The sequence below is a fragment of the Streptomyces sporangiiformans genome (assembly GCF_005768555.2).
Lineage (GTDB): Bacteria > Actinomycetota > Actinomycetes > Streptomycetales > Streptomycetaceae > Streptomyces > Streptomyces sporangiiformans.
On sequence record NZ_VCHX02000318.1, the window covers coordinates 1 to 26,062 of the forward strand.

26 protein-coding genes and 4 pseudogenes are annotated in these 26,062 nt (G+C 69.1%); 12 read left to right on the forward strand and 18 right to left on the reverse strand.

The features are described from left to right. The 12 genes from FGD71_RS39190 to FGD71_RS39245 all read right to left on the reverse strand — a co-directional run. Positions 1 to 874 (reverse strand): acyl-CoA dehydrogenase family protein (locus tag FGD71_RS39190; protein ID WP_119105330.1); only part of this gene is annotated, 874 nt, incomplete at its 3' end. Between the two features lie 120 nt (positions 875 to 994). After that, positions 995 to 2,164, reverse strand: coding sequence for a thiolase family protein (locus FGD71_RS39195; RefSeq protein ID WP_119105331.1), 1,170 nt, complete (start codon positions 2,162 to 2,164; stop codon positions 995 to 997). Position 2,165: 1 nt separating this feature from the next. Next, a complete protein-coding gene (locus FGD71_RS39200) occupies positions 2,166 to 3,929 on the reverse strand; it encodes a class I adenylate-forming enzyme family protein (RefSeq protein ID WP_119105332.1) in 1,764 nt (587 codons plus the stop codon). Positions 3,930 to 3,993: 64 nt separating this feature from the next. Continuing rightward, positions 3,994 to 5,184 (reverse strand): CaiB/BaiF CoA transferase family protein, encoded by a 1,191-nt coding sequence (locus FGD71_RS39205; protein WP_119105333.1) that lies wholly within the window; start codon positions 5,182 to 5,184, stop codon positions 3,994 to 3,996. A gap of 7 nt (positions 5,185 to 5,191) precedes the next feature. Next, a complete protein-coding gene (locus FGD71_RS39210; protein WP_119105334.1) occupies positions 5,192 to 5,959 on the reverse strand; it encodes a crotonase/enoyl-CoA hydratase family protein in 768 nt (255 codons plus the stop codon). A gap of 64 nt (positions 5,960 to 6,023) precedes the next feature. Then, a complete protein-coding gene (locus FGD71_RS39215) occupies positions 6,024 to 6,788 on the reverse strand; it encodes an SDR family NAD(P)-dependent oxidoreductase (RefSeq protein ID WP_119105335.1) in 765 nt (254 codons plus the stop codon). A 205-nt stretch (positions 6,789 to 6,993) separates the two neighbouring features. After that, positions 6,994 to 7,671: a TetR/AcrR family transcriptional regulator gene (locus FGD71_RS39220; protein WP_240436988.1), complete on the reverse strand. Its 678-nt coding sequence runs from the start codon at positions 7,669 to 7,671 to the stop codon at positions 6,994 to 6,996. 105 nt (positions 7,672 to 7,776) lie between these two features. Further along, positions 7,777 to 9,018: an ABC transporter substrate-binding protein gene (locus FGD71_RS39225; protein ID WP_119105336.1), complete on the reverse strand. Its 1,242-nt coding sequence runs from the start codon at positions 9,016 to 9,018 to the stop codon at positions 7,777 to 7,779. 110 nt (positions 9,019 to 9,128) lie between these two features. After that, positions 9,129 to 10,217: a branched-chain amino acid ABC transporter permease gene (locus FGD71_RS39230; protein WP_240436996.1), complete on the reverse strand. Its 1,089-nt coding sequence runs from the start codon at positions 10,215 to 10,217 to the stop codon at positions 9,129 to 9,131. Between the two features lies 1 nt (position 10,218). After that, positions 10,219 to 11,109 carry a branched-chain amino acid ABC transporter permease gene (locus FGD71_RS39235; RefSeq protein ID WP_119105337.1) on the reverse strand — a complete coding sequence of 297 codons (891 nt, stop codon included), beginning with the start codon at positions 11,107 to 11,109 and terminating at the stop codon, positions 10,219 to 10,221. Beyond that, positions 11,109 to 11,927 carry an ABC transporter ATP-binding protein gene (locus FGD71_RS39240; RefSeq protein WP_119105338.1) on the reverse strand — a complete coding sequence of 273 codons (819 nt, stop codon included), beginning with the start codon at positions 11,925 to 11,927 and terminating at the stop codon, positions 11,109 to 11,111. Before FGD71_RS39240 ends, FGD71_RS39235 begins: the two co-directional genes overlap by 1 nt. Next, positions 11,924 to 12,787, reverse strand: a complete 864-nt coding sequence (locus FGD71_RS39245) for an ABC transporter ATP-binding protein (RefSeq protein ID WP_119105339.1) — start codon at positions 12,785 to 12,787, stop codon at positions 11,924 to 11,926. The genes FGD71_RS39240 and FGD71_RS39245 overlap by 4 nt, the downstream gene beginning before the upstream one ends. 195 nt (positions 12,788 to 12,982) lie before the next feature. On the opposite strand from FGD71_RS39245, the gene FGD71_RS39250 reads away from it, so the two are divergent. After that, a complete protein-coding gene (locus FGD71_RS39250) occupies positions 12,983 to 14,023 on the forward strand; it encodes an LLM class F420-dependent oxidoreductase (protein WP_119105340.1) in 1,041 nt (346 codons plus the stop codon). Positions 14,024 to 14,482: 459 nt separating this feature from the next. Here the strand turns inward: FGD71_RS39250 and FGD71_RS49395 are convergent. Together FGD71_RS49395 and FGD71_RS39260 are read right to left on the reverse strand one after the other, a co-directional pair. After that, positions 14,483 to 14,709: pseudogene (locus FGD71_RS49395) on the reverse strand (YciI family protein); the annotation flags it as partial. 1 nt (position 14,710) lies between these two features. Next, positions 14,711 to 15,619, reverse strand: coding sequence for a helix-turn-helix domain-containing protein (locus FGD71_RS39260; protein WP_119105341.1), 909 nt, complete (start codon positions 15,617 to 15,619; stop codon positions 14,711 to 14,713). Positions 15,620 to 16,050: 431 nt separating this feature from the next. On the opposite strand from FGD71_RS39260, the gene FGD71_RS39265 reads away from it, so the two are divergent. Next, positions 16,051 to 17,514 carry an FG-GAP and VCBS repeat-containing protein gene (locus FGD71_RS39265; protein WP_162931344.1) on the forward strand — a complete coding sequence of 488 codons (1,464 nt, stop codon included), beginning with the start codon at positions 16,051 to 16,053 and terminating at the stop codon, positions 17,512 to 17,514. An 86-nt stretch (positions 17,515 to 17,600) separates the two neighbouring features. Beyond that, positions 17,601 to 17,726, forward strand: a pseudogene (locus tag FGD71_RS39270) (IS5/IS1182 family transposase); the annotation flags it as partial. Between the two features lie 276 nt (positions 17,727 to 18,002). Here FGD71_RS39270 and FGD71_RS49400 read toward each other — a convergent pair. Both FGD71_RS49400 and FGD71_RS39275 read right to left on the reverse strand, forming a co-directional pair. After that, positions 18,003 to 18,185, reverse strand: a complete 183-nt coding sequence (locus FGD71_RS49400) for a GNAT family N-acetyltransferase (RefSeq protein WP_240436990.1) — start codon at positions 18,183 to 18,185, stop codon at positions 18,003 to 18,005. Further along, entirely contained in the window at positions 18,160 to 18,528 is a 369-nt protein-coding gene (locus tag FGD71_RS39275) for a GNAT family N-acetyltransferase (RefSeq protein WP_240436991.1), read from the reverse strand. The genes FGD71_RS49400 and FGD71_RS39275 overlap by 26 nt, the downstream gene beginning before the upstream one ends. Before the next feature lie 77 nt (positions 18,529 to 18,605). On the opposite strand from FGD71_RS39275, the pseudogene FGD71_RS50325 reads away from it, so the two are divergent. The 5 genes and pseudogenes from FGD71_RS50325 to FGD71_RS39295 all read left to right on the forward strand — a co-directional run. Further along, positions 18,606 to 18,689 (forward strand): annotated as a pseudogene (locus FGD71_RS50325) (IS3 family transposase); the annotation flags it as partial. A 346-nt stretch (positions 18,690 to 19,035) separates the two neighbouring features. After that, positions 19,036 to 19,905 carry a hypothetical protein gene (locus FGD71_RS39285; RefSeq protein ID WP_240436993.1) on the forward strand — a complete coding sequence of 290 codons (870 nt, stop codon included), beginning with the start codon at positions 19,036 to 19,038 and terminating at the stop codon, positions 19,903 to 19,905. Between the two features lie 152 nt (positions 19,906 to 20,057). After that, positions 20,058 to 20,549 carry a tyrosine-type recombinase/integrase gene (locus FGD71_RS39290; protein ID WP_276147184.1) on the forward strand — a complete coding sequence of 164 codons (492 nt, stop codon included), beginning with the start codon at positions 20,058 to 20,060 and terminating at the stop codon, positions 20,547 to 20,549. Then, complete coding sequence (locus FGD71_RS49795; RefSeq protein WP_276147185.1) at positions 20,453 to 20,743, forward strand: tyrosine-type recombinase/integrase; 291 nt, start codon at positions 20,453 to 20,455, stop codon at positions 20,741 to 20,743. Before FGD71_RS39290 ends, FGD71_RS49795 begins: the two co-directional genes overlap by 97 nt. Beyond that, a complete protein-coding gene (locus FGD71_RS39295; RefSeq protein ID WP_240436994.1) occupies positions 20,743 to 22,191 on the forward strand; it encodes a tyrosine-type recombinase/integrase in 1,449 nt (482 codons plus the stop codon). Before FGD71_RS49795 ends, FGD71_RS39295 begins: the two co-directional genes overlap by 1 nt. Here FGD71_RS39295 and FGD71_RS50330 read toward each other — a convergent pair. Then, complete coding sequence (locus FGD71_RS50330) at positions 22,160 to 22,894, reverse strand: ASCH domain-containing protein (protein ID WP_119105343.1); 735 nt, start codon at positions 22,892 to 22,894, stop codon at positions 22,160 to 22,162. The genes FGD71_RS39295 and FGD71_RS50330 overlap by 32 nt on opposite strands. A 417-nt stretch (positions 22,895 to 23,311) precedes the next feature. On the opposite strand from FGD71_RS50330, the gene FGD71_RS49800 reads away from it, so the two are divergent. The 3 genes and pseudogenes from FGD71_RS49800 to FGD71_RS39310 all read left to right on the forward strand — a co-directional run. After that, positions 23,312 to 23,440 carry a hypothetical protein gene (locus FGD71_RS49800; RefSeq protein WP_276147186.1) on the forward strand — a complete coding sequence of 43 codons (129 nt, stop codon included), beginning with the start codon at positions 23,312 to 23,314 and terminating at the stop codon, positions 23,438 to 23,440. A gap of 39 nt (positions 23,441 to 23,479) precedes the next feature. After that, entirely contained in the window at positions 23,480 to 24,049 is a 570-nt protein-coding gene (locus FGD71_RS49420; protein ID WP_240436995.1) for a hypothetical protein, read from the forward strand. A gap of 5 nt (positions 24,050 to 24,054) precedes the next feature. Then, a pseudogene (locus FGD71_RS39310) lies at positions 24,055 to 24,213 on the forward strand (ATP-binding protein); the annotation flags it as partial. Positions 24,214 to 24,250: 37 nt separating this feature from the next. On the opposite strand, the gene FGD71_RS39315 reads toward FGD71_RS39310, so the two are convergent. Beyond that, a complete protein-coding gene (locus FGD71_RS39315; RefSeq protein ID WP_119105344.1) occupies positions 24,251 to 24,451 on the reverse strand; it encodes a type II toxin-antitoxin system VapB family antitoxin in 201 nt (66 codons plus the stop codon). 789 nt (positions 24,452 to 25,240) lie between these two features. Here FGD71_RS39315 and FGD71_RS39325 point away from each other — a divergent pair. Then, positions 25,241 to 25,978, forward strand: coding sequence for a hypothetical protein (locus FGD71_RS39325; protein WP_181359367.1), 738 nt, complete (start codon positions 25,241 to 25,243; stop codon positions 25,976 to 25,978). Positions 25,979 to 26,062 lie beyond the last annotated feature (84 nt).

Consider the following 26,062-nt stretch of genomic DNA (forward strand, 5'->3'; position numbering starts at 1 on the left):
ACATCTCAGCGTGCGACTCAGCGAGCATGGCCTGAACGAGCTGGAACTCACCGATGGGCCGTCCGCCCTGCCGGGTGACCGAGGCGTGCGCGACGCTTTCGTCCAGGATGCGCCCGGCCAGCCCCACACACATCGCCGCGACGCTCAGACGTCCCCTCGCCAGCGACCGCATGGCGGTGCGGAATCCCTCTTCCTCGCGTTCTCCGACGAGGGCACTCGCCGGAAGGCGTACGTCGTCGAAGAAGACCTCCGCGCTCAAGGCCCCCGACTGGCCCATCTTGTGGTCCCTCGGTCCCACGGTGACGCCGGGGCTGTCCGCGTCGACGGCGAAGACGGAGATCCCCTCGGCGCCCGTGCTCTGCGGCCCGGTGCGGGCGAACACCATGAAGACACCGGCGAGCGGGGCATTGGTGATGAACCGCTTGCTGCCGTTCAGGACGTAGCCGCCCCCGTCGCGTACGGCACGGGTCCTGATACCACTGGGGTCCGAACCCGCCTCCGCCTCCGTCAACGTGAACGCCGCGATCAACTCCCCGGCGGCCATCCGCGGCAGATAGCGCCGCTTCTGCTCCTCGGTGCCGGAACTCGCCAGGAGCTGGCCGGCGACCCCGTTGTTGATGCTGAACATCGAGCGGAACGCGGGCGTGGTGTAGCCGATCTCCAGGGAGAGGCGTACGTCCTCCGTCATGGAGAAGCCCAGCCCGCCGTACTCCTGGGGCAACGCGTAGCCGAACAGGCCCATGGCCGCGGCCTTCTCGCGGAGGTCCGCCGGGATCTCGTCCTTCTCCTCGATCTCGTTCTCGCGCGGGACCACCTTCTCGCGCACGAAGGCCCGCACCGCCGCCAGAACGGCGTCGAACTCGTCTGTTTCCATTGGCTTTCCGCACTCCTCGGTTGTGGGCGCCTTGTCGAGCGGGCCCCAGGGCTCGGGCTGCTTGGGCCGCTTGGCCGCTCCGGCAGCCCCGGCAGCCCCGGCAGCCCCGGCAGCCCCGGCTCAGCGGGGAAGGAGTTCCAGGACGGTGGCGTTCGCCATGCCGCCGCCCTCGCACATCGACTGCAGGCCGTAGCGGACGCCGACGGCTCGCATGTGGTGGAGCAGCGTCGTGGTCAGCCGGGCGCCGGAGGCTCCCAGGGGATGCCCGAGGGCGATGGCGCCGCCGTCGGGGTTGAGCCGGTCCGGATCGGCGCCGGTCTCGGCGAGCCAGGCGCAGGTCACGCTGGCGAACGCCTCGTTGATCTCGAAGGCTCCGATGTCCTCGATGCCCAGACCGGCGCGCTTCAGGACCTTCTCGGTGGCCGGGATGGGGCCGGTCAGCATCGTCACGGGGTCGACTCCGACGACGGCGAAGGAGTGGAAGCGGGCGATCGGGCGCAGACCGAGTTCAGTGGCCTTCTCGCCGCTCATGACCAGCAGCGCCGAGGCACCGTCCGATATCTGCGAGGAGTTGCCGGCCGTGACCACGCCGTCCTCGGTGAAAGCGGGCTTCAGACCCGCCATCGTGGCGGGCGTGCCGCCCCGCCGTACTCCCTCGTCCGTGTCGACGGTGCGTACGGAGCCGTCCTCATCCGTCACGTCCACCGGCACGATCTGGGACTTGAACCGCCCCTCGTCGATCGCGGCCGCCGCGTTGGCGTGCGACCGCAGACTGTACGCGTCGAGTTGCTCCCGGCTCAGCCGCCAGCGCCGCGCGATCTCCTCCGCGCCCAGCCCCTGACTGAACCGCGAGACGCCGTACCGGGCCCGCACGGCAGGCCCGAAGGGCTCGCCGGGGCCCCGCTCGCGGCCGGAGCCCAGCGGTACGCGGCTCATCGACTCCACGCCGCCCGCGACGACGATGTCGTACTGACCGCTCATCACTCCCGCGGCGGCGAACTGCGCCGCCTGCTGCGAGGATCCGCACTGCCGGTCGATGGTGACGCCCGGCACTTCCTCAGGCCATCCGGCGGCCAGGACGGCGAAGCGGCCGACGCAGCCGCCCTGCTCACCGGTCTGCGAGACGCAGCCCCACAGCACGTCCTCGACCAACGCCGGATCCAGGTCGTTGCGTTCGGCGAGGGCGCGCAGCACCACAGCGGACAGGTCTACGGGGTGCACATCGCTGAGCGAGCCGTTCCGCTTGCCCACGGGGGTACGGACGGCGTCCACGATGACCGCGTCACGCATGTCAGACCTGCCTTTCCGCCGTGTCCGGCGCGCCGGTTTCCTGTGTGCCCCAGGGGGGTTCGCCCGGGCCCCGAGTCGTCCGGGCCAGGCGGCGGAGCTCGGTTTTCAGCACCTTTCCGGCCGGGGACAGGGGAAGTTCGTCGACGAAACGGACCTCTCTGATCCGCTTGTACGGGGTCACGCGCTCCGCGACGTACTCCATCAGCTCCTCGGCCATCGCGCGCGGCTCCGCGGTGGGGACCACGAAGGCGACGGGGACCTCACCGACGGCAGGCACCGCCCTCCCGACGACCGACGCCTGGAGCACCGCCGGGTGTCCGCCGAGGATGTCCTCCAGCTCGCGCGGGTACACGTTGTAGCCCTTGTAGATGAGCATGTCCTTCGACCTGCCGGAGACGTACAGGAAGCCGTCCACGTCGAGGTGGCCGGTGTCGCCGGTGCGCAACCAGCCATCGACGAACTGCGCGGCGGTCTCCTCCGGGCGGCCGAGGTAGCCCGAGGCCACCTGAGGGCCCCGCGCCCAGATCTCGCCGCGCTCGCCCCGCGGCACCTTCCGGCCGGGATCCAGCGGATCCCGGATCTCCAGCTCGGTGTCGAACAGGGGAAGTCCCTGGCTGCCCGGCTTGCGCAGCCCGGCCTTCGCGATCGGGCCGCTGGACACGGTTGCTGTCGCCTCCGTCAGGCCGTAACCCTCGATGACGGCGGCGTTGGGGAAGACCTCTGTCAGCTTCTCCAACGAGTACGTGTCTATGGGAGCGCCGCCCGACACCACGGCCTTGACCGAGCTGAGGTCCCGCGTACGGATGCCCGGTGTCGCCAGCAGGGCGTGCCAGAGCGCCGGGGCGCCCGGGATGTATGTGATCCGGTGCCGTTCCACCTGCTCCAGGTACGACTCCGCATCGAAGCGGCCGCTCAGGATGGTGGTCGCGCCGCACAGGAGGAAGAAGTTCAGGCTGATCAGGCCAAGGGCGTGGAACAAGGGCGAGATACACAGCGTGGCGTAGCTGCCCGGTGCCAGGGCGTAGTCCCCGGAGTTCTCCAAGGGGTCCAGCACCACACCGCCTTCGCTGTCGAGCCCGGGGAGCGCCCCGGAGCGCCAGCAGGCGACCTGGATGGTGTTGCCGACGATGTTGCGGTGCAGTATGCGCACTCCCTTGGGTGCTCCGGTGGTTCCGCCGGTGTACCCGTACTGGGCGACGGAGTCGGTGGGTACCAGCACCTCTGGCGGGTGGGTGCTCTGGCCTGCGACAAGGGCCCCCAGGGCGGTGCCCGCCTTCCCGAAGAGCTGTGCGCAGTCATCCGGCCTGTCGGACGGGGCCGATGTGCTGGGCGGCACGATGACGACCAGCCGGACCGGCAGCCCGTCGATCGCCTCGGCCAGCACCGGTGCCGGCTCCGGATGGGTCACCACGGCCGCCGCGGAGCAGTCGGCGAGCTGGGCGCGCAGGGCCCTGGCCGGCTGGGCGGGGTTGGCCGGGCAGGCTGTCGCGCCGGCGAGCGTGATGCCGTAGTAGGCGACGGCGAACCACAGGGTGTTCGGCAGGTGCAGGGCGACCACGTCACCCTGCCGTATGCCGCGCGCCCTGAGGCCGCGTGCGAACGCGGCGGCCTGTTCGTACAGGCCGGTGAAGGTGAGAACCTGGTCGCCGTCGCGCATGGCCGCCCGGTCGCGGTAGCGGCGGGCCGAGCCGGCGAGCACCGCGCCGAGCGGGACATCGGGGTAGTCGAGGCGGCGAGGCAGTCCCGCGGGCCAGTAGTCGGTCATGTGCCGCTCCCTTCACTCGTCGGCCCGCGGCCGGCCATGCAGGGCTTTCGCGCGGTACGGCGGCTCATCGCACGACCTCCGCGTCGAAAAGCTTCTTGATCTGCTCGGGGTTCCGGCCCGTCTCGGCGAGGACCTGCGCCGTGTGCTCGCCCGGAAGGGGGGCCGGCCGGGCGTGCCGGCGAGGGGTGGAGGAGCCGAACCGGGGGGCCGGGGCGGGCTGGAGGACTCCCGTGCCGTCGGTGAGGAAGGTGCCGCGTGCGGCGTTGTGAGGATGGTGCGGCGCCTCCACCAGCGACAGCACGGGGGTGACGCACGCGTCGGCGTCGGCGAACACGGCGGCCCAGTCGTCGCGGGTCCGGGCGGCGAAGACCTCCGCCAGGCGTTGTCGCATGACCGGCCAGCGGGAACGGTCCCACTGTTGGGTGAAGTCGGCATCCGCGGCCAGACCGAGCCGTCCCAGGAGGGTGGCGAAGAAGGGCGCCTCGATCGCGCCGATGGCGACGTACTCGCCGTCGCGGCAGCGGTAGACGCCGTAGAACGGGGCCGTGCCGTCCAGGTAGTTGACGCCCCTGCGGTCGGTCCATCGCCCCTGGTGCAGGCGGCTGTAGATCATGGCCAGCAGCTGAGCCGACCCGTCCACCATGGCGGCGTCCACGACCTGGCCTTTCCCGGTGGCGCGTGCCTGCACGACCGCGCACAGCACGCCGAAGGCGAGCAGTGCGCCACCGCCGCCGAAGTCGCCGAGCAGGTTGAGCGGCAGGACCGGCGGACCGGCGGCCGGTCCGATGGCCCCCAGGGCCCCCGACAGGGCGATGTAGTTGATGTCGTGCCCGGCCCGCGGCGCGAGCGGCCCGTCCTGCCCGAATCCCGTCATCCGTCCGTAGACCAGGCGCGGGTTGCGGTCCAGGCACGGGCCGGGGCCCACGCCGAGCCGTTCGGCCACCCCCGGCCGGAAGCCCTCCAGGAGGACATCGGCATCCGCCACCAGGTCGAGGACGGCGCCGACGCCTTCCGGGTGCTTGAGGTCGATGGCGGCCGAGCGCCGGCCCCGGTGCAGGACGGGATCGGGCCTGCCGGCCACGTCCGACGGGCGCTCGACACGGATCACGTCCGCGCCGGCGTCGGCGAGGAGCATCGCACAGAACGGCCCTGGTCCGATGCCCCCGAGCTCGACGACCCGCAGCCCAGTGAGCGGCACCGGGCCCGCATCGGGTGCGGCGCCGTTCGCACGTTGCTGGTCTTGTTCTTCGTTCACCGGCCGCTCACCGGCCTCGCCAGACGGGAGCGCGCTTCTCGGTGAAGGCCGACGCGCCTTCCCGGGCGTCATCCGAGTTGAACACCAGCTCGGTGATCGGCTTCTGACGGTCGAACAGCTCGTCGCGTGGCCAGCCGGGAGACTCCACGAGGACACGTTTGGTGACCCGTACGGCGAGCGGACCGTTGGCGGCGATGGCGGAGGCCAGCAGCCTCGCCTCCTTCAGCGCGCCGCCGGGCGGGGTGAGCCGGTTGACCAGCCCGTAGTGGTGGGCCCGGTCCGCGGTGAGGACATCGCCGGTGAGAGCGAGTTCCATCGCGATCTGATACGGGATCCGGCCCGGCAGCCGCAGCAGTCCCCCGGCCACCGCCACCAGACCGCGCTTGACCTCGGGCAGCCCGAACTTGGCGTCCTCCGCGGCGACGACCAGATCACTCGCGAGGGCGATCTCGCATCCGCCCGCCACGGCGTAGCCCTCGACGGCGGCGATCAGCGGCTTCACCGGCGGGGTCTCGGTGAGGCCGGCGAAACCGCGCCCCTGCACGTGGGGGCGCTCGCCCCGCAGGAACGCCTTGAGGTCCATGCCCGCGCAGAAGGTGCCGCCCGCGCCGGTGATGATGCCGACCGCGAGGTCGTCACGCTCGTCCAGCTCATCCAGCGCGGATGCGATCGCCTCCGCGACGGCCCGGGTGACCGCGTTGCGGGATTCGGGCCGGTTGATGGTGATGACGGCGATGCCGTCGTCGCCGTACTCGACCAGTACTTCGTCTGCCACGGCAGCTCCTTTACGGTGGCCAAGCGGTGGTCGCGGTTGGGGAATAGCGGTTGAGCGCCGGCCGTCAGCGTGGGGCCAGGCGGATCGCGCCGTCCAGGCGGATGGTCTCTCCGTTGAGCATCGGGTTGTCGATGATGTGCAGGGCGAGTTGTGCGTACTCGTCCGCCGCTCCGAGGCGCGGGGGGTGCGGCACCGCGGCAGCGAGCGCGTCGAGCTTCTCCTTCGGCCTCCTGCCGAGCATCGGTGTGTCGAACAAGCCGGGCGCGATGGTGACGACCCGGATGCTCTTGCTCGCCAGATCCCGGGCCGCACACACAGTGAGGCCGGCCACTCCGGCTTTCGACGCCGCGTACGGGGTCTGTCCGATCTGACCCTCGAACGCCGCGACCGACGCTGTCATGACCACCACTCCGCGATCGCCGTCGAGTGGTTCGTTGCGGGCCATGCGGGCGGCGGCGAGCCGGAGCACGTTGAAGGTGCCGATCAGGTTGACGTCGACCACGGCGCGGAAATGGTCGAGATCACCGGCGGTGCCGTCCTTGTTGACCACGCGGAGCGGACCGCCACGGCCCGCGCAGTGGACGACCGCGCGCAATGCTCCTGTCCGCTCGGCGGTGTCGAGGACGGCGGTCATGTCCTCGGTGCTCGTCACGTCGGCGGGGACGAAGACGGCCTCGGGGCCGAGGTCGCATACGGCGCGGTCGCCGTCCGAGGAGGGCAGGTCCGCGATGGTGACGCGGGCGCCGGCCTTGAGCAGCCGCCGTGCCGTCGCCAGACCGAGCCCCGACGCACCGCCGGTCACCACTGCGGATATTCCGCTGGTCTGCATGGACACTCCAGTCGGTCGAGTCGGTGTCGGATCTGCCGCCGCCGGCGCCGCGAAGGCTCGGCGACTGCCGTCGTACGCCGGGTCACGGGCCCGGCCGTTGCGGTCGGGCCCGCAGCCGATGGAGAGAAAGCACTTGTCGAACGATCGTTAAGTTAGGCCGCTGTCTCCCCCAGTGTCAATGACCGCGACGAAAAGTGCGGGCGACCTACCGGGCCGGCGCCTCGCCGTGCCCGAGCATTGCGAACGCCAGCCGCACGTACCGCTCGCACAGCTCCGTCGTCCCGAGGTCGCCGGACGGGTCGTACCACTGGGCGACGGCGTTACACATGGCCATGACCGCCCGGCGGGCGTCGTCCGGGTGCGGGGTCCGGAAGACTCCGGCGGCCATGCCGTCGTCTATGGCCTTCTGGAAGAGTCCCGATACGGCATGCCGCCTTTCGATGATGGGGTTGCGGTACTCGGGTTCCAGGTAACGGAGTTCCTGGAGGGTCAGCAGACTCTCGACCCGCCGCCGGACCCGGTAGTCGACCGTCACTCTGACCAGGGCGGCCAGCCGCGCGGCGGGGTCGTCACCGGCCTGGGCCAGCTCCTTCTCGCAGTGACGGAAGTAGTCGTCGAGCGAGTCCTCGATCAGGGCGTGGAAGAGCTCCGCCTTGCCGGAGTAGTAGTAATAGAGCGCGGACAGACTCATGTCGGCGCGCTTGGCGATGTCACGAATGGAGGCGCCGAAGTAGCCGCGCTCCGCGAAGACGTCTCGTGCGGCGTCCATGATGGCGTCCCTGCCGTTTCCCCGGGGGCTGGAGGGACCGTTGTCCGCCGCCTTGCCGTTCTTGCCCGCCGCCTTGCCGTTCTTGCCCGCCGCTTTGCCGCTCATCGCATCCATGGCCCCAGCCTCCCAGAACGAACGAACGATCGACAAAGCCGCCCCTGCCATGCGGAGCCGAGGGCCGGCGCACCGCCGCCGGCCCTCCGGGCACAGCCCCCGGTGTCATCCGGCCGACGGAACCTTGTACTCCTTCGCCAGGTCCGATGCGAAGAAGTCACCGAGTGCTTCGACTCCGGCGAAGACACCCTTGTCCACACCCAGCACCTGGGCCTCTCGCGAACTGGGCTCAGCGGGATCGGAGAAGTCCTGAGGCGGGAGCAGGCCCGGTAGCTTGAAGTCGGTGACAGCGCTGCGGGCCTTGAGCACGCCCGGACGGGTGAGGTCCTCGCAACTCTTGCCGAGTATCTCCGCGTACAGCTTGGTCATGGCATAGGCGTGGACGACTCCGCTGCTGGCCTCCGGCGCCTTACCGTACTGACTCCTCCAGGCAGCGGCCAGCTTGCGAGCGGCGGCGTTGTCCGCGCCGAGGGCGCCCAGCCCGGAGAGCCTGGTGTAGTGCTCGGTGAGCGCGGGCGCCGCAGACGTCCTGAGCAGGCTGGTGGCGAAGGTCGACACCCCGCCCATGATCGGCACCTCCATGCCGGCCGCCTGCGCCACTGCCGCCACCGAAGCCGCCTGCTTGGGCGTCGAGTCGACCACGATCGCCTTCACCTTCGCCGACTTGAGCGCGTTGACCTGGCTGGTGAGGTCGGTTGCGGTGGGTTCGATCTGCTGGCCGACGATCTTCAACCCCAGCTTCCCCGCAGCGAACTTGCTGCCCCGCAGGCTGTTCTCGCCGATTTCTCCCTGGAGGTAGATATGCCCGACGGAATCGCCGCTGCGCAGTTCGCCCTTCCTCACGAGCCAGTCCAGGCCATTGATCGTCTGGATGTCGTACGTGGCGCCCAGGACGATCAGGTGCTCGTCCCCGAGCAGGGTCGACGCGAACGTGGTCAGGCCGGCGAGTTCGTCCTTCGCCTCGATCTTGTCCCGCAGCGCTGTGACGACCGGTGAGCCGAGGATGTTCAGATACCCGAGGACCTGCGGATCCATCTCGTCGTACGCGGCGACGGCCTTCTGCGGGTCGTAGCCGTGGTCGCGGGTGACCAGTGCCAGCTTCCGATCGCAGACACCGCCTGCCGCGTTGATCTCCTTCACGGCGACGTTGCTCGCGTCGAGGATCGTCTTGCCGGTGCCCGCGAACGGGCCCGACAGATCCATCAGCACCCCGAGCTTGATGGTGGAGTCGCTGACCCCGGGCGCGGCGGCGGTCCCGGCCGTTTCGGCCTTGGTGGAGCAGCCGGCAACCGCCAGCGTGAAGGCCAGGGCCGCGGCCGCCAGGCCGACTGTGCGCGATTTGTGCATCGGTGTGTCTCCTCGCTGAGAAGCGGATGAGGTGGTTGACAGCACACGTCCGGCAAGGTGGGGGGCGGGTCTGGAGTGTCTGAGGCGGCGGACGGCTGGGGGGCGGGGGTTCAGGGAGTGGCGGCTGCGGCCGGGCGGCGGCTTCGTAGAGGTCGAACGGCGCCGGCCAGCGCCGCCAGACCGCCCGGCTGGACAATCACGGCCACGATGACGACCGCGCCGTACACGAACTGTGCCGCTGTCGACGCGTCCAGTCCCTGACCGCCGGCTCCGGTGACGAACGGCAGGGAATCCGCGTAGCGGGAGAACAGCAGGGGCAGCGTCACGACGAAGACCGCACCGGCGATCGCGCCACCCACGGATCCGAGGCCGCCCAGGATGACCATCACCAGATAGCTGACCGACAGGTGGAGGCTGAAGTAGTCGGGGACGGTGCGCTGGAAGGCCAGTGCCGTGAGCACACCGGCAGCGCCGGCGTACATCGACGACAGTACGAAGACGGCCGCCTTGGTGCGTCGTATGTCGACGCCCATGGCGCTCGCGCCGATCTCGCTGTCTTTCATGAGCCTCAGCGCCCTGCCGGGCCGGCCGCGCAGGACGTTGCGGCCGAGCAGCGCCGCCCCGACGGTGACGACGAGGAACAGATACCACTGGCTCTCTGCGGCACCGAACGGAACGCCCAGGACGGTGACGTCCGCCTGGTCGGAGAAGGAGAACCCGCCCATCGACAGCGGCACGACGGTCCGGCCCTCGAAGCCGCCGGTCACCGGCTTCATGTTCTGCAACAGATGGTGGCCGAGGAACACCAGGCCCAGGGAGGCGATGCCCAGGTAGATGCCGCGCAGGCGGCTGGAGACCGGGCTGAACAGCAGGCCGCAGACGCCCGCCAGCAGGACGGCCAGGACCGCGGCGAGAAGCGAGGGGAGGCCGAGACCGGACACCCCGCCGCCGCTTTCTCCGGCCAGGAAGGCATAGCCGTATGCGCCGACAGCGACGAAGAAGGCATGTCCCAGGGACAACTGTCCCGCCGCGCCGAGCAAGATGGTGAGGCCGATCGCGCCGACCGCCGCCGCCATCGCGAACAAGCCCATGTTCAGCCAGAACGCGGAGACATACAGGGGCAGCGCCAGGAGGACCACCAGGGCGGCGGTCAGCGCGCACAGGGCCGGCACACGCCCTGCCATGGAGAACCGGGACATCTCAGGCACGGCTGACCTCCTTCGCGCCGAACAGGCCCGAGGGCCGCCACAGCAGAATGCAGATCATGATCACGTAGGCCACGACGTCCCCCAGCCCTCGCCCGAGGAAGGAGAGGGCGTCCTGGTACTCGGCGACGGTCACCTCGGCGATGCCGATGACCAGGCCTCCCACGATCGCCCCGCCGAGCGAGTCGAGGCCGCCGATGATCGCGGCGGGGAGCGCCTTGATGGCCGCGGTCCCGGTACTCACGGCCACGCCAGGGCTCGGGAACGACGCGAGACCGATACCGGCCGCGACGGCGAGGATGCCGGCCGTGATCCAGGCACCTGCCGAGACCCGCTTCAGCCGGACACCGGCGAGCGCCGCGCCCTCCCGGTCCTCGATCGACGCGCGCATGGCCAGGCCCCAGCCAGTGTGGCGGAGGACCGCGGCGAGACCGGCGATCAGCAGCGGCACGGTGACGATGATGATGATCACGGACAAGGGCAGTACCACTGAGCCGAAGTGGACCACGTGTCCGTCCCAGGGAGCGCCGAGTGGCAGCACGCTCTCCCCGATGCGCCAGCTCAGTTCCGCGGTGAGCACCACGTTGACCCCGATGGTGAGGATCGCCAGCGCATCATGCTTGCGGCCGTCGACCCGGGACAGCAGCAGTCGCTCCACCGCCAGTCCCAGCGTCCCGGCCGCGACCAGGCCGAGCGCCACGGCGGCCGCGAAGCCGATGTGCGGGCTGGTCTGCGCCACCACCCACACACCGAAGAGCAGAAAGGAGGCGTGCGCGAAGTTCACCGTGCGGGTCGCCTTGAAGACGATGACGAAGCCCAGCGCGATCAGGGCGTACAACAACCCCAAAGACACACCGCTCAGCAGGATTTCGACTCCGCGGGTCATCACGACAACCTCTCCGCCACCTGGTCGTTTCCGGATTCCATGGGCGCTCCCAGATAGGCGCTGATCACTTCCGGATGCTGCCTTACGTGTTCCGGCGTGCCGTCCGTGACGACCTTGCCGAAGTCGAGGACGGTGATGCGGTCGGCGATCGACATGACCACTCCCATGTCGTGCTCGACGAACACCACGGTCAGACCGAGCGCGTCACGTGCCGCGGAGACCAGCCGGGCGAGTTCCGCGCTCTCCGCGGCGTTCATCCCGGCGACCGGTTCGTCGAGGATGAGCAACCGCGGCTCCAGGCACAGCGCCCGCGCGAACTCCAGGCGCTTGAGATCCCCGTAGGCGAGGCTCGCCGCCGGGCGATCCAGAACGCCGGACAAGCCGGCGAACTCTGCGATGTCGCGCACCCGCGCTTCGTGGACACGCTGTTCACCGCGGCCCAGTCCCAGAGCGGTCGCGGCGATGCCGGACCGGGTCAGCCGATGCCGGCCGACCATGAGGTTGTCGAGTGTGGACTCGACCGGTGACACGACGATGTTCTGGAACGTGCGGGCGACTCCCCTCCGTGCCACCCGGTCCGGACGCAGGCCCGTCACCTCCTGACCGTCCACCATGATGCGGCCCGAGGCGACACGGTAGATCCCCGACAGTGCATTGAGCAGCGTTGTCTTCCCGGCACCGTTGGGACCGATGACGGCGTGGATCGTTCCGGGCCGCACGGTGAATGACACACCGTCAAGCGCGCGCAGTCCGCTGAACACCACGCTCACGTCCTCGACACGCAGTTCCGCTGCCGTTTGCGTTTGAGTCGTCGTCATCCGGACCACCTGCTCAGCGTCGGCGTGTTTCCGGTTCCGGGCCCGGGCCGCGGTGCGGACCCGCCGGCGCCCTGGCCGGCGTCCGCGTCCACGTCCGCGCCCAGGTAGAGGCGTCGCACGTCGTCGCTCTGCGCCAGTTCGTCCGTCGGTCCGCTCAGTACGACCCGGCCGAGGTCGAGCACACAGGCCGAGTCGGCGACCGAAAGCGCCATCGCCGCGTTCTGCTCCACCAGCAGGACGGGGACCCCTTCCCGGCTGATCTCGCGGATGGTCTCGCCCACGAGATGCACCAGCCGCGGCGCGAGGCCGAGTGACGGCTCGTCGAGAAGCAGGAGTCTCGGTTGCGCCATCAACGCCCGGGCGATGGCGAGCATTTGCTGCTCGCCGCCGGACAGCGTCCCGCCACGGGCGCGTCGCCGCTCGGCGAGCAGCGGGAAGAGTTCGTACATCCGACGGCGCGTGTGCTCACGCACCGCCGACGACCGCACGGTGAGCGCACCGGCGCTCAGATTTTCCTCCACTGTCAGACCGGCGAAGATGTGCCGTCCTTCCGGTACCTGTACGAGCCCGTGCACCACGGTGCGGGCCGTGTCCGCACCGGTGATCCGTTCGCCACGGAACCGGACGGAGCCTTCGGTGACCCCGCCGCCGTACAGGCCGAGCGTGCCGGAGACGGCGCGCATGAGCGTCGTCTTGCCGGCGCCGTTGCTGCCGAGGAGCGCGACGACGCCGCTGCGGCCGACGTCCAGGGACACCCCCCGCAGAACGGGTGCGCGAGCGCCGTACCGGACGACGAGTCCATCGATTTCGAGCACTTCGGCCTCCCTTGCCGCCCTGAAGCGACGCCATGCGCCACTCATCGATCGTTCGTTAAGGCCAGCGCGAACGTAGGGTGAGCCACGTCACTCGGTCAAGGTCCCTGCACATGATCGCTTGAAACAACGCGGGGTGAAGGGCTGTGAGGTCGCCCGGTTCCGCCTGGACAGGAAGGCCGGTACGGTGTTAAACGATCGTTCGATAAAATGTCAGTCGGTCAGAAGACGAGGGGCCTTCGCATGCGTATCGGTATGACACTGGATTACAGCGGCGACTTCATCGAATCGGTCCGTGCCGTAAGGGATTTCGAGACGGCAGGAGTCGAGATCGCCTTCGTGGCGGAGGCCTACTCGTTCGACGCCGTCAGCCGATTGGGCTACCTCGCGGCTCGTACCGAACGCCTGGAGATCGCCTCCGGGATCCTCCCGGTCTTCACCCGTACGCCGTCGCTCCTGGCGATGACCGCCGCCGGTCTGGACGATCTCTCCGGCGGCCGGTTCACGCTGGGCCTCGGAGCGTCGGGACCGCAGGTGATCGAGGGCTTCCACGGGGTGCCGTACGACGCGCCACTCAGCCGCACCCGCGAGGTGGTGGAGATCTGCCGCCAGGTGTGGCGGGGCGAACCGGTGGTGCACCCGGGGCCGAAGTACCCGCTTCCGCTGCCCGCCGAGCGGGGCACCGGGCTCGGCAAGCCCCTGAAACTCGTCAACAAGCCGGTCCGCTCCCGCATCCCCATCACCCTGGCGGCGATCGGACCGAAGAACGTCGAGCTGACGGCCGAACTCGCCGAGGGCTGGCTGCCCGTGTTCTTCCATCCCGGAAAGGCCGCCGAGGTGTGGGGAGCGGCACTGACCGCGGGGCTGGCCCGGCGCGATGCGGCACTGGGCACGCTCGACATCACGGTGACGGCGCCTCTGGCCGTCGGCGACGACGTGGAACACCTGCTGGACCGAGCTCGGCCACAACTGGCCCTCTACATCGGGGGGATGGGTGCGAGGAACAAGAACTTCTACGCCCGGCTCGCCGGTCGGTACGGCTACGAACGGGAGGCGGCGCGCATCCAGGACCTGTACCTGTCAGGAAAGAAGCAGGAGGCCGAAGCCGCCGTTCCCGAGGGACTGTTGAGGGCCATATCCCTGGTGGGGACGAAGGAACAGATCGCCGGACAGCTCGATGCCTTTGCTGCCGCCGGAGTGACGACCCTGTGCGTGAAGCCGCTGGCCGACACGCACAGGGAACGCCTCCACGCCGTCGAGCGACTGCGCGACATGCTGGACTGACGCCACGCGCGCGGCACGATGCGGGCCGGGCGCCCTCAGCCGTGAAGGTCTCGTGGTTCACCCTCCAGGGTTTCCTCGGCGTCGAGCCGACTTGCGATGCCTGCGCGCTGCAAGAGTTCCGGTAAACCCGACCATCACCGATCACGACTGCTGCGGCCGATGCTCACGCGGCTCGGACTGCCTGAGAGCCGCGCAACGCGATTACGACGGCCCCGGCGGCTTCGCTCACACCTCCTTCGAGGGGCTCCTGCGCGCCCCGGCGTCTGCACCGTCTGCGGCGAACCGCCCGAAGCACACCCGTGGGTGTTCGGCTTCCTCACCGCCAGCGCCGCTAGGACCCGGACGCCCCGTGGGCTCGGTCCGCCGACTGACCCGCGCGGGCGACGTCGCCCCGGCCCCGACAGCTACTCGTCGGTTACTTTTCCCCTGGGGAGGCGTCGGCCTGGATGTCCTCGGTCATCACGACCACCTGCCGAACTGCCAGTTGTGCACCCAGGGGCGGCGTACCAGTCCCGGGGGGTCGGGATGGCGCGTGCCGTGTCCGGGTCCGGCCTCCGGACCAACGCCGCCGTCCCCAGCCGGGTGGCGCCGTTGTCGGACAGCCGCGGCCCGTAGGCGATCAGCTCGTCCCGGTCGAGCGGCACCGCAAGGTCGGCGGCCTGCCCCGTGCCGAGGCCGAGCACCAGGTCAGGTCTGATCCGAGGCGCGCAGGGCCCGCGCCAGCCATTCCAGCTCCTCGGTCGCGTCGGGCGACGAATCCTGCCCGCGCACACGGGCGACGAGCCTGCGGTAGTGCTCCGCCCCTGCCTCGATCCCGGCCTCCAGGCTGCGCAGCACGGCGGTCCGATCGGCGTCACCGAACAGCTCGGACAGCACCTCGGCCGCTGCCGGCCCCTCGGGAGCGACCCCGCCTTTTCTGACCTCCGCGACGGTCTCCACGATCTGCCTGGCCCACCAGATGGACGCCCCGGGAGGACGGCCCTGCCCGGGTACGGGCGTGTTGAGCTCCATCCATGTGCGCAACCGGGCGAGGAAACCGGGGTCCCGCACCAATTCGGCCAGTTCGATCCAGGCGTCGACCTGCTCAGGTGTGGGATCGTCGGGCAAGTCGATGCTGAAGGTGCGCATGCGGTCGCGCAGGCGCGGGTCGTCGAGGCCGCCGAACACCTCCTCCTTGAACTCGTCGATGATCTGCTTGCGCTCGGCGGCGGAAAGCCGCGCCAACCGGTTCATCAGTGCTGTCTCCTCAACGGTCGAACCCCGTTTCGCCACGGTGGACAGGACGGCCCGGCTCACCTTGAGTGAGCGGATCTGCGCGTCGAGCGCGGCCACATGCGCGTCGGCGACCTCGGCGACCGTGGTGCGGCCGCTCAGGACGCGGCACACGTCGTCGAGCCCGAGGCCCAGCTCCCGCAGGGTGCGGACCAGCTCGACGCGGGCCACGGACTCGGCGTCGTACAACCGGTAGCCGCCTGCGGAGCGGGCCACAGGCGGCACCGCCCCCTCGTCCGACCAGAAGCGCAGGGTACGCACCGGAAGTCCGGTGCGGTGCGCGAGCCGGCCAATGGTGAGCACGTCGGGGCGTTCGTCGTCCATGAGTAAGATCCTGAACCCTCCGGCGGCTGGAGACTCAAGCGCCTCAGTGCGACATCCGTGAGTTCTCCAGAGCTCTGCCGAGTTTTCTCACCACCGCCAGCGCCGACAGCATGCGCCTCCTCGCCTTCGACCAGACTGCAGACTGATCAGATCGGACGAGAAAGCTTCAGGAAACCCGAAGTCACGTCACTGACCGGCCGATCACGCGAACGAGCGAGAAGCCCCAGGCCAGGGGCTCAGGGTTCCGGCAATCGACTCGTTCCTGTAGGACGAAGGTGCGGCGGCCGACGCCCGGAAGGGGACCGGCGCAGTCGCGTTACCCGGCCGCAGCGGTGTTTCCCGGTCCTGACGGACGGTGTAGGGCAACCATTCAGCCGACCCAGGAGTCACCTGTGTGAACACAGTCCCAACCCGAGGTGAAGAGGGTCGACGTGCGCAGAAGACATCTGGCAGTCACAGCCGTGGCCGTGCTCGCGGCAGGCGGCCTGGCCCTGCCCCTCACGACTCCCGCCTCCGCCGTTGGCGCGACAGCCGACGACTTCAACGGCGACGGCTACAAGGACCTGGTGGTCGCCACTCCCAAGGCCAAGGTGAACGGCCAGACACAGGCGGGGCAGCTGACCGTCCTGTACGGCTCGGCCTCCGGCGTCTCGACCAGCCGTTCCGCACTGATCAGCCAGAACACCGCAGGAGTTCCGGGCACGGCGGAGGCGTACGACAAGTTCGGCACGTCCTACGTCACGGGCGACCTCGACGGCGACGGCTACACCGACCTGGCTGTCGGCGTGCCGTCGGAGAAGGCCTCGGCCGCTCCCGACTTCGGCATCGTCCAGATCCTGTGGGGTGGCTCCAGGGGGCTCGTCAACGGTGCGCTGACCGTGTACGCGGCGTCGGACTCGTCCTCCCGCTACTTGTACGGCTCCAACCTCGCGGTCGGCGACTTCGACGGCGACGGCCACGATCAGCTCGCCGTCACCGGCCACTCCGGAATCTCGGTGTTCGACGACGGATTCACGCGGACCACGGCTCCCACCCAAACCGACCTGTCGACCGGCCCCTCCGGGGCTACCCGGGGGACCGGATCGATCGTGGCGGGCGACTTCGACGGCAACGGCGCCGACGATCTGGCCGTCTCGGGGGACAACGACTACGAGGACGACGAGCACGGGGAAACGGGCGTGTGGCTCGGCTACTACGCGGGCGGCTCCGACGGCATGACGTTCACTGACAATCCCGCGAGCGTGCCGCTCACCGCCGCGCACGCACGGGCGGCGGGCGACTTCGACAAGGACGGGTACGACGACCTGGTCACCTACGGACAGGGGGCCTCGGGAGCGGGCACCATCGCCGTCCACTACGGCGGCACCGGCGGCATCCCGGGCAGCACGCGCAGTCGGCTGATCGACCAGGACACCGCGGGGGTCCCGGGCGTGAACGAGTCGGGCGACGGCTTCGGCGGCCCCGTCTCGGTCGGCGACGTCAACGGCGACGGCTACGCGGATGCGGCAGTGGGCGCGTCCGCCGAGGCTGTCGGCACCCTCGAGTACGCCGGAGCGGTCTGGCTGCTCAAGGGGTCGGCCTCCGGACTGACCGGCACCGGTGCCCAGTCCTTCACGCAGAACACCACGGGTGTGCCCGGCACCGCCGAGTTCGCGGACCAAATGGGATCGGGCCTCCTGCTTCAGGACCTGAACGGCGACGGCCGCGCGGACCTCACCGCCGCCGCCCGCGGCGAGGACGTCTTCGACGACGACGCCCACTACTCCGACGGTGCCGACTGGATCCTGCGCGGCAGCGCCTCGGGGCTCACGACGTCCGGCGCGATGTCGTTCAGCGAGAAGGCGTTCGGCCTGACCTACCGCAACAAGTCCTTCGGATCGGTGCTCGGAGGCTGACCGGACGGCGGCCGGCCGGCCCCCACCGGCCGACTGCACCGTGCGGACAGGAGAGATGGCAGCCTTCACGATCGCCCCGATGAGGACTTGGACGCTCCCGGGGCGGCTTGACCAGCAAGATCCATTTAACTGGAGAAGGCGGACGGCGCCCTTTGGCGCTGCCGCTAACACCTGGTCAGTGCAGCGACAGTCCGCAATTCATTCCGGTCGTCGACGCATCCGGGTCAGCCGAAGCAGGCCCGCATCTGGGGCCGGTGATCTTGACCTTGTGGCATTCCCTGGCCACTGGCGTGGAGGGGACTGCTGTGGAAGCGGCCGGTGCCGGCCGCGCCCCAGACAGCACGGCTGCGACAGCAAGCGCTGCCACAACGGTAGTGATCACAGTTCGCATGACCAGCCCAACTGTCCAGCGCAGGACCCCGGTCACGGTGCTGCTCTGGTGATCACTCGGTGCAGACGGCTAGGGGCTGTCCCGCAACTGCCGCTCGTCACCGGGTAGTGACGTGTAGTTCCCGGATGTACCAATTGAACCGTGTGCCGTCCTTGCTGTGCGTCTGCTTGCCGGGGGTGAACCCTGCCCGCTGCGCGACTGCGGCGGATGCGGGATTCTCTGGCTCCACCTGGATCACCGCCTCCTCTCCGCCCTCATTCGCCGCGTACTGAGACGCCAAGAGGACCGCGCGGGTAGCCAGACCACGTCCCCTCCAGGACGGATAAGCCGTACGCGACGTTCACTTGACCGGGAGCCAGCCCCTCTCCCGCGAACCGCAAGTCGACCGTCCCCGCCAGCACCTCGTCAGCGCCCACCCGTATGCCGAAAGCGCGGAGCGGCCCGGCCGTCTCCCACTGATCCTGGCAGTGCCGGAAGTACGCTTCGACGCCCTCATGTGTCCCGGGGCCGCCGTTGAGCCAGCGAACGAGCAACGCATCCTCCCCTGTGAGGTGCGCCTCGACATCGTCGAGGCGCAGCGGGGACAGAGTGATGATCCCGTCCGACAGCTTCACTTCATGCATTCGGCGATTCTCGACGGAGGGTGAGTACCCACCGTGCCCGGCAGGCCGAGGACGACGTGCTCGCGCACGAGATCACTGTGCTGCACATCGCCTCCCGCAAGACCTATGGTGTCCCGCGCATCCACGCTGAACTGCGCCGCCTGGGACGGCGGGTGAACCGCAAGCGCGTCGCCCGCGTGATGCGTGAGCGCGACATTCGCGATGTCACCCGGCGCAAGAGGCGTTCGCTGACCCGGCCGGACCAGAAGGCGACGCCGGCCCCGGACCTGATCGGCCGCGATTTCCATGCCGAGCGTCCCGGGATCAAGCTGGTCGGCGACATCACCTACCTGGCCACCGACAAGGGCTGGCTCTCACGTAATTCCCCATACCGAATTCTCCTAATTGTCCATGGGTACGGCGGTGTTCGGGATCGATGGACCTGGTCATCTCGGAGCTGTGGATGGTCCTCGACCTGTGGGTCCCGAAGCCCGATGGGCAGCCCGGATGGCAAGGAGAACGTTCGTCGTGGTCGATATCACCGAGATCTACGTCCACTGGTACGCGGGGCGCTCGAAGAGCTCGCTGGCCGCGTCTTTGGGGGTGGACCGAAAGACGGTCAGGAAGTACCTGGCGCCGGCGGAGGCGTCCGGAATCGCTCCGGGCGGGCCGCCGATGAGCGAGGCCGACTGGGCTCGGCTGATCGAGGGATGGTTCCCCGGGCTCATCGACAAGAGACTTCGGCAGGTGACCTGGCAGGAGATCGACAAACACCGCGACTACATCAAGGAGTTGCTGGGGACGGTGACCGTCTCCACGATCCATCAGCGGCTGCGGGACGAGCACAAGCTGAAGGTGTCGATCTCCTCGTTCCGTCGCTGGGTGCACGCCACGCTGCCCGACGAGGTGAGCCGGTCGCAGGTCACCGTCCTGCGCGACGAGATCGAGCCGGGCGAGGAAGCCCAGATCGACTACGGGTTCCTGGGGCAGTGGATCAACCCCCGCACCGGCAAACGCCACCGGGTCTGGGCGTTCGTGATGGTGCTGCCCTGTTCACGGCACATGTTCGTCCGTCCGGTGCTGCACCTGGACCAGCACGCGTGGACCGAAGCGCACGTCGCGGCCTTCCGCTACTTCGATGGTTATGTGGGTGACCACTCTTCCGCGATCTCGTGTTTCCGGCCAGGATGGTCGCTCCCGTCGAGGAGCTCGGATGGCCTGGCAGCCGCAGTTGGTGCGACGCGTCGATGCCGCGGGGAACCCAGCGGCATCGCTCGGGCACGCCCTGGTAGACGACTACCTGGAGTTCGTGGCCGCCCGCTGCCGGCCAAACACTCTGCTGGCCACCGCCTACCACCTGAAGGTCTTCTTCTGGGTGGTGCCCAAGGAGCCGGTTGACGTCGTCACCGCGGACGTCTTTACGTTCATCACCGCGCAGAAGAAGCCGAGGCGGGGACCGAAGGTTCCGGCTCGAAGACGGTGAAGCAGGACTCTCGGCTCGGACCATCAAGCGCCGACTCGCCAGCATCTCCGGGCTATTCGGCTACCTCATGACCCGCGACGACCTGGCCATTGATCGCAACCCGGTGCCGTCGGGGCTGGCCAACCGCCGCCGCAGCGGCAACCGCGGAGCACGGCTCCTGCGTACGCCCCGAACCCTCCCGCGCGTCCTCGGACCAGCTGAGGTCGAAGCGGTGCTCGGCGCGGTTAACACCGCATGGGATAGGGCCATGGTCCTCGCGATGCTGCTCGGTGGGCTGCGCCGCTGCGAGGTCCTCGGCCTGCGGCTGGGCGACCTCTCACCAGGCGAACGTCGGGTCTTCATCAGCGAGGGCAAGGGCGGCCACCAGCGCTTGATACCCGTCTCCGCGCAGTTCTTCAGCGCAGTCGGGGGACTACCTGGACCGCGAGGCGTCCGCCCGTCGACCACGATCGCCTGTTCGTGGTGCTGCGCGGGCCCACCCGCGGCCGACCGCTCTCCGCCGATGGTCTGGACGAGATTCTCGATGGTGTCCGGAAGCGAACAGGACTACCGAGGCTGACTTGTCATCAGCTCCGCTACACCTGCCTGACCCGGCCGCGGGAGGAGGGCATGGCCCTGGAAGCGGTACAGGCCCAGGCCGGACACCGCTCCATCGAGTCGACCCGGATCTACATCCACCTGGCGAACAGCTGGCTTGTCGAGCAGTATCTCCAGGCGAGTGCCGCCATCGACGCCGACCGGGCGGAGTCCTGATGCGCCGGGCCCGCGCCGCGGCCCTGCCGATCGTGCGCCCGGACCTGGTCGAGTTCTACCTCGCCCACCGGGCCGCACAGGGCATGAACACCGATCACAAGGTCCGCTGGGGAGCCCGCGCTCTGCTCGCCGCGGTGCCCGACCTGGCTGACTTCCGTCGCCTGACGCTGGAACGCCAGCTCGCCTTCAACCACGAGACCCACCGATTCATCAGCTGGCTCTCGGTCACCGGACGTCTGCAACCCGGGGCGGACTACCTGGTCGCCCGACGCCCCCGATTGGGCATCGTGCTCGCTCGCACGGAGCCGGAACTGCACCTGAGGTTCATGGAGACGGCCCGGTCCCTTGGTTTTCGCGACGCGCTGGCCATGACCCAGTACAACCTGCTGGGTCACTTCGTGGCCCTGTTCGGCAAGCAGCCGCACGAGTTGCAGCAGAGCGACTGGGACGAGGGACGCCGCCTGCTGCTGGAGGCAGCCCGCCGCATCCCCAACCGTGGGGTCAGGGCCCTGTCGACCGCCCTATTCAACCTGGAAGCGACGCTCTTCCACTGCGAGTTGACCGGCCAGCTCCCGCGTCGTCGCTCGCCGGACCGGGCCGACATGCGGGCCCGGGAGTGGTCCCGTGTCCCGGCCGGGATGGCGGACACGATGCAGCACTACCTACGGCAGATCGCCGGAACTATGCGGCCGGGAACCGTGAAGAACGCCGAGCTGACGCTGCGGGAGTTCGCCCTCCTGGTCGCAGCCGAAGACACGGACGTCACCTGCGTTGCCGAGCTCCAGCGGCGGCACGTCGAACGCTATCGGCAGTGGCTGCTGGAACGGCCGGCCGCCCGCGGAGGACCGTTGCACCGGCACACCGTCCGCGACCGCCTCAGCAAACTCCGCGGCTTCTTCCGCCGCCTGGATGAGTGGGACGCCGCCGACCGGCCGCCCCGCCAGCTGATCTTCGACAGCGACTTCCCGATCGCGGACGAGCCGCTACCCCGTTTCTTGGACGACGCTGCGGCCGCCAAACTGCTGGCAGCCGCCCGCCAGGATCCCGATCCGTTCGCCCGACTGGCGATCGAGATCCTGGCCCGCACCGGGATGCGCCGCAGTGAGATGCTCGGCCTCACCATCGACGCGGTCGTGCAGATCGGCTCCGCCTACTGGCTCCATGTCCCGGTCGGCAAGATGCACACCGACCGCTACGTTCCCCTGCATCCGCAGCTCAAGACGCTGCTGGACGACTGGCTGCTGCACCGGCCCGAGGGCCTGCGCTCGAACCTGCTGTTCACCGACCACGGCCGTCCGGTCAATGCCTCCCGCATCGAGGCCGCGGTCCGTAAGGCCGCCCAACAAATGGGCGCCCGGAGGGATCGCAAGGCGTCCGCACTGCGGTCCCATCGGGCATGGAGCTATCCACGCTGCATCACTCCACGACGTCAGGCGCTTCGACCGTAAACGTCACAAAATCGACTTCGGCGTCGGAGGGCAGGCCGGGATAGTGGCCCTGGAGGCCCTTCTTGAGCTGGTCGATGCTCGTGAAGCCATCGAGCCGAGCCTGTTCTGCGGTGAGGCGATCGAGCCGGTGGCGTTCCACGCCGGTGACGGTGCCATTCAACGTGCGGTGGGCTTCGTCGTCCTCAAAGAGGAAGATTGCGGGACCTGGCGCGATCGGATCTTCATAGCGGACGGTGGAGGTCTTCCGCGCGGTGGCGATGTCCTCGTAGTAGCGCTTGTTAAACCGAACAATTCGACGCGCATCCGCATCGGGGAAGAAGTAGGTGTCCGGCAGAAGCTTCCGAATCGGGCGCAGTGTCGGCCCGTCGTCGGTAGGTACGGCGACGAAGACGTCGGGATGGAGGTCGAGAAGCGCTTGACGACAGCGGCCGCACGGCGGGATCAGGCCGCGACCCCGATCTCCCGCAGCAGCGATTGTGACGAGCGGGCCGGCTCCCGCTGCTGCGGCTGCACCGAGTACGACGAGTTCGGCGCACGGTCCGCCGGTGAAGTGGTAGACGTTGACCGCCTCATGGATCCTGCCGGCCGTGTCCATCGCCGCTGCGGCTACGGTGTGGTTCGGGTCGCTCCCGAGGGCAGCAGCGAGCAGTTCCGCAGCCTCGATGACGCGACGCTCGGAGTCGAAGAGCTTTATGGAGACCATGCGCCGACCCTAGATCGGCCCAGCCGGACTCCTCGACACAATTGTTTCTCATGAACCTCACCCTCAGCGTGGTCGGCGGCTTGACATCGAGACCCGCATATTAGAGGCGTCCCGACCGGCAAGGTCGCTACAACAACCTCCGCTCCGCGGTCTCCCGGGTGCTGAGCTCGCGCTCCCGCGCGGAGAACGAGCGGTGGACCGCGTTCCGGTCGCACTACGGCATCGATGCCGCGTGTTGCCTGCCCGGCATTGAGGGCGCCCAGGAGAAGGGCGGGGTGGAGGGGCAAATCGGCTGGTTCCGCCGCAACCACCTGGTCCCCGTCCTCGAGGTCGTCTCCCTCGCCGAGCTGAACGCGATGATCGAGCAAAATGGGATGAGGAGGACGAACGGCGCCGGATTGGCTCCCGCCGCGGCCGGTGAGCGAGTACATCGCCGTCGAACGGCCGCTGCTGCAGCCGTTGCCGGACGACCCCTTCGAGACGGGAAGGCTGTTCAGCCTGCGGGTGGACCGCTTCAGCCAGGTCAGTGTCCGAACCAATCGCTAGGCGGTGCCGGTGCGGCGGATCGGGCGGACGGTGAGGGCGATGCTGCACGCCTCCGAGCTGGTGGTCTACGACGGCCGGCAGGAGGTCGCCCGCCATGAACGGCTGATCCCCAAGGGCACGCGGCTGGATCTGGAGCACTACCTGGAAGCCCTGGTCCGCAAGCCCGGCGCGTTTCCCGGGGCCACCACCCTCGAACAGGCGCGTTCCGCAGGAAAGTTCACGCCGGTCCATGATGCCTGGTGGGAGGCGGCGAAGGCTGCCCACGGCGAGCGGGACGGCAACCGGGCCCTGATCGAGGTCCTGCTGATGGGCCGCCACGTCCCCCACGAACACCTGGTCGCCGGGCTTGCCTCCGCGGTCAGGGCCTGCGCACTGACATCAGACGCGGTCGCCCTGGAGGCACGGAAGGCGGCCGAAGCCGACGAGGTCGCCGCTCCTGCTGTCCCTGTTGCGGAGCCGGACCGGGCGAACGTGACCTCGCTGACCGAACGGCGGCTGGCCCAACTGCCGCCCGACACCCGGCCGCTGCCCTCGGTCGCGGCCTACGACCAGCTGCTGCGAGCCCGGCAGCGGGCCGACCGCCCCGCCGTCCAGGGAGAGATGCCGTGACACTGACTTTCGGCGGGTGGACCAGGACGTTCACCGATCCGCGACTCTGCGCGGCCATCGTCGACCGCCTCACTTTCGGCGGGAACATCATCGAGACCGGCACCGAGTCCTACCGGCTCGCCAGCACCAGGGCCGCCCGAGGGCAGGACGTCGCCGCAGGCTGATCACTCCTGGTCCTTCGCCGATGGACGCTGCGAATGATCAACCCTGCGGCTCCTGCGGTTTGACCTCTACCTCGCGCAGACTCTGGTCCTTGAGTTCCGTGCGTGCCTCCGTGCGATGACCACGGGCGATGTAGTCGCGGACGACCAGCTCGACGGCGTCCTGGGGCGATCCAACGCCAGCAAGGACCATCACTTCTACCACCAACTCGGCATCGAGACTGATGTTGATCTTGGCCACGGCTCTCCCCTTCGTCGTGTCGTGCCCGGACTCTAACCGCTCAAGGCGTTGGCGCGTGATCACGATTCGATGGCGCACAACAAGCGGGGAATGGACCAGCCCCTCCAGTGTTGTCGGTTCACATCGACATTTTCGAGCTGTCTGATCGCCAAGTGTTGCCCGAGACCGTCTACAAACGTTGCTCGCTCTCGCTTACGAAACCAGCAGGTGGTGTGAGCGGGTGATATCTCCGGCGAACTGCCCAATAGACCCGGAGCCGTGCTCATCACCCTTCTTGTCCCCGACCGGCTGCCCCGCGAGCCGACCGAGGGCTTGATCAAACCGCGGCTGTCCTGGCCCTAGGTGTGCTGTCCGGCGGATCAGGGACGGACCGGGAAACGGTGGGCCGGGGGCGTGCCGTCCGCGGGCCCGCTGAGGCCAGTGCCGCGTACTCGGCGCGGCAGTGGGCCTCGAACGCTTCCGCCGAGCTGACAGCCGGTGGGGACGGACCAGGGTACGGCCCGGAGTTGCGAGTCGTGCCTGGGCTGGGTCGTGTTGCACCAGAGCCGGGTGTGCGCTGGGTGCAAGGGCTGGCAGCAGAAGCATCGAGAGCGGGGCGTATGCCCGCGTTGCCGCCATGACGGCTACCTGAACACGGATGGGCTGTGCCGTCCCTGCCTGCATGCGATCCGGGCCGAGGACGACGCAGAGTGGGCCCTGGGCATCGAGGGGGCACGACCGCGTGCCCTCCAGCTGACGATCGGGGTCTACCGAGACGGGTCGACTTCGGCACGGCCGCTACGCCGAAGCGTGAACGACGGGCGCTACGTGCTGGCGGATTGGCAGCGCAAGCTCAATCAAGCGCGCGCCTACCTCGACGAACCGGCTGCTCACGTATTGAAGCCGGCGACCCGGGGGCAGATTCCGCTGTTCACCCTGCCTAGGACGCTGACTGAGACGACGGTCAGGGCGATCGCCGACCGACCGATATCCGGCTGGGATCGGGCCCGAGAGGTGCTCCTCGCGATGGCGGACGAGCATCGTTTCAGTCGGGGGTGGTACTACAGGGTCGCCGAGATGGTGCGCCTCGCCTTGGCGATCAGGGAGGCCGAGGGCACAGACCTATTTCCCGAAACGCTGTTGTGGGAACTGCCGGCCAGAAGGGACGCGGTCCGCGTGGTCCTCCTACGCGCCGGACTGCTGGCCGAGGCGCCGGAACCCATGCGGTTCCACCCGGCCGATCAACCCAGCACGCCCTACATCAACGTCCCAGTACCCCGGCCGCCGCTTACGCCGCGCCAGTGTCGGGACTGTTATGCGTGGATCCCTGGAGGCTGGCGAGGGTTCCGCTGCAACCCATGCAAGCACTGGCGCGAGAAGTACGCCCAAGGCTGGTGCCTGCGCTGCCGCCGCGACGGCCTCCCGTTGCGTGGCGGTCACTGCCGCGGGTGCCACCCCTATCGCCTCCTCGATGAGGCAGGGAGTCACGCAGCGCAAGCCACACAACTCCAGATCGACCTGCCCGCCGGCACAACAGCAGGTGGCTAGGTGTGCTGTTCGGACAGGTTGGTGACGCGGCTGGCTGGGGTGTGGCCGCTGATTCCGGTGTGGGGTCGGTGGTAGTTGTACCAG

What these genes read in the sequence shown, in the direction of transcription:
- FGD71_RS39195 (WP_119105331.1), bottom strand. Translation starts at nt 2,164, where the DNA reads ATGCGTGACGCGGTCATCGTGGACGCCGTCCGTACCCCCGTGGGCAAG.
- FGD71_RS39200 (WP_119105332.1), bottom strand. Translation starts at nt 3,929, where the DNA reads ATGACCGACTACTGGCCCGCGGGACTGCCTCGCCGCCTCGACTACCCC.
- FGD71_RS39215 (WP_119105335.1), bottom strand. Translation starts at nt 6,788, where the DNA reads ATGCAGACCAGCGGAATATCCGCAGTGGTGACCGGCGGTGCGTCGGGG.
- FGD71_RS39220 (WP_240436988.1), bottom strand. Translation starts at nt 7,671, where the DNA reads ATGGATGCGATGAGCGGCAAAGCGGCGGGCAAGAACGGCAAGGCGGCG.
- FGD71_RS39225 (WP_119105336.1), bottom strand. Translation starts at nt 9,018, where the DNA reads ATGCACAAATCGCGCACAGTCGGCCTGGCGGCCGCGGCCCTGGCCTTC.
- FGD71_RS39230 (WP_240436996.1), bottom strand. Translation starts at nt 10,217, where the DNA reads ATGTCCCGGTTCTCCATGGCAGGGCGTGTGCCGGCCCTGTGCGCGCTG.
- FGD71_RS39235 (WP_119105337.1), bottom strand. Translation starts at nt 11,109, where the DNA reads ATGACCCGCGGAGTCGAAATCCTGCTGAGCGGTGTGTCTTTGGGGTTG.
- FGD71_RS39240 (WP_119105338.1), bottom strand. Translation starts at nt 11,927, where the DNA reads ATGACGACGACTCAAACGCAAACGGCAGCGGAACTGCGTGTCGAGGAC.
- FGD71_RS39245 (WP_119105339.1), bottom strand. Translation starts at nt 12,787, where the DNA reads ATGAGTGGCGCATGGCGTCGCTTCAGGGCGGCAAGGGAGGCCGAAGTG.
- FGD71_RS39250 (WP_119105340.1), top strand. Translation starts at nt 12,983, where the DNA reads ATGCGTATCGGTATGACACTGGATTACAGCGGCGACTTCATCGAATCG.
- FGD71_RS39260 (WP_119105341.1), bottom strand. Translation starts at nt 15,619, where the DNA reads ATGGACGACGAACGCCCCGACGTGCTCACCATTGGCCGGCTCGCGCAC.
- FGD71_RS39275 (WP_240436991.1), bottom strand. Translation starts at nt 18,528, where the DNA reads ATGCATGAAGTGAAGCTGTCGGACGGGATCATCACTCTGTCCCCGCTG.
- FGD71_RS39290 (WP_276147184.1), top strand. Translation starts at nt 20,058, where the DNA reads ATGACCCGCGACGACCTGGCCATTGATCGCAACCCGGTGCCGTCGGGG.
- FGD71_RS39295 (WP_240436994.1), top strand. Translation starts at nt 20,743, where the DNA reads ATGCGCCGGGCCCGCGCCGCGGCCCTGCCGATCGTGCGCCCGGACCTG.
- FGD71_RS50330 (WP_119105343.1), bottom strand. Translation starts at nt 22,894, where the DNA reads ATGGTCTCCATAAAGCTCTTCGACTCCGAGCGTCGCGTCATCGAGGCT.
- FGD71_RS49420 (WP_240436995.1), top strand. Translation starts at nt 23,480, where the DNA reads ATGCTGCACGCCTCCGAGCTGGTGGTCTACGACGGCCGGCAGGAGGTC.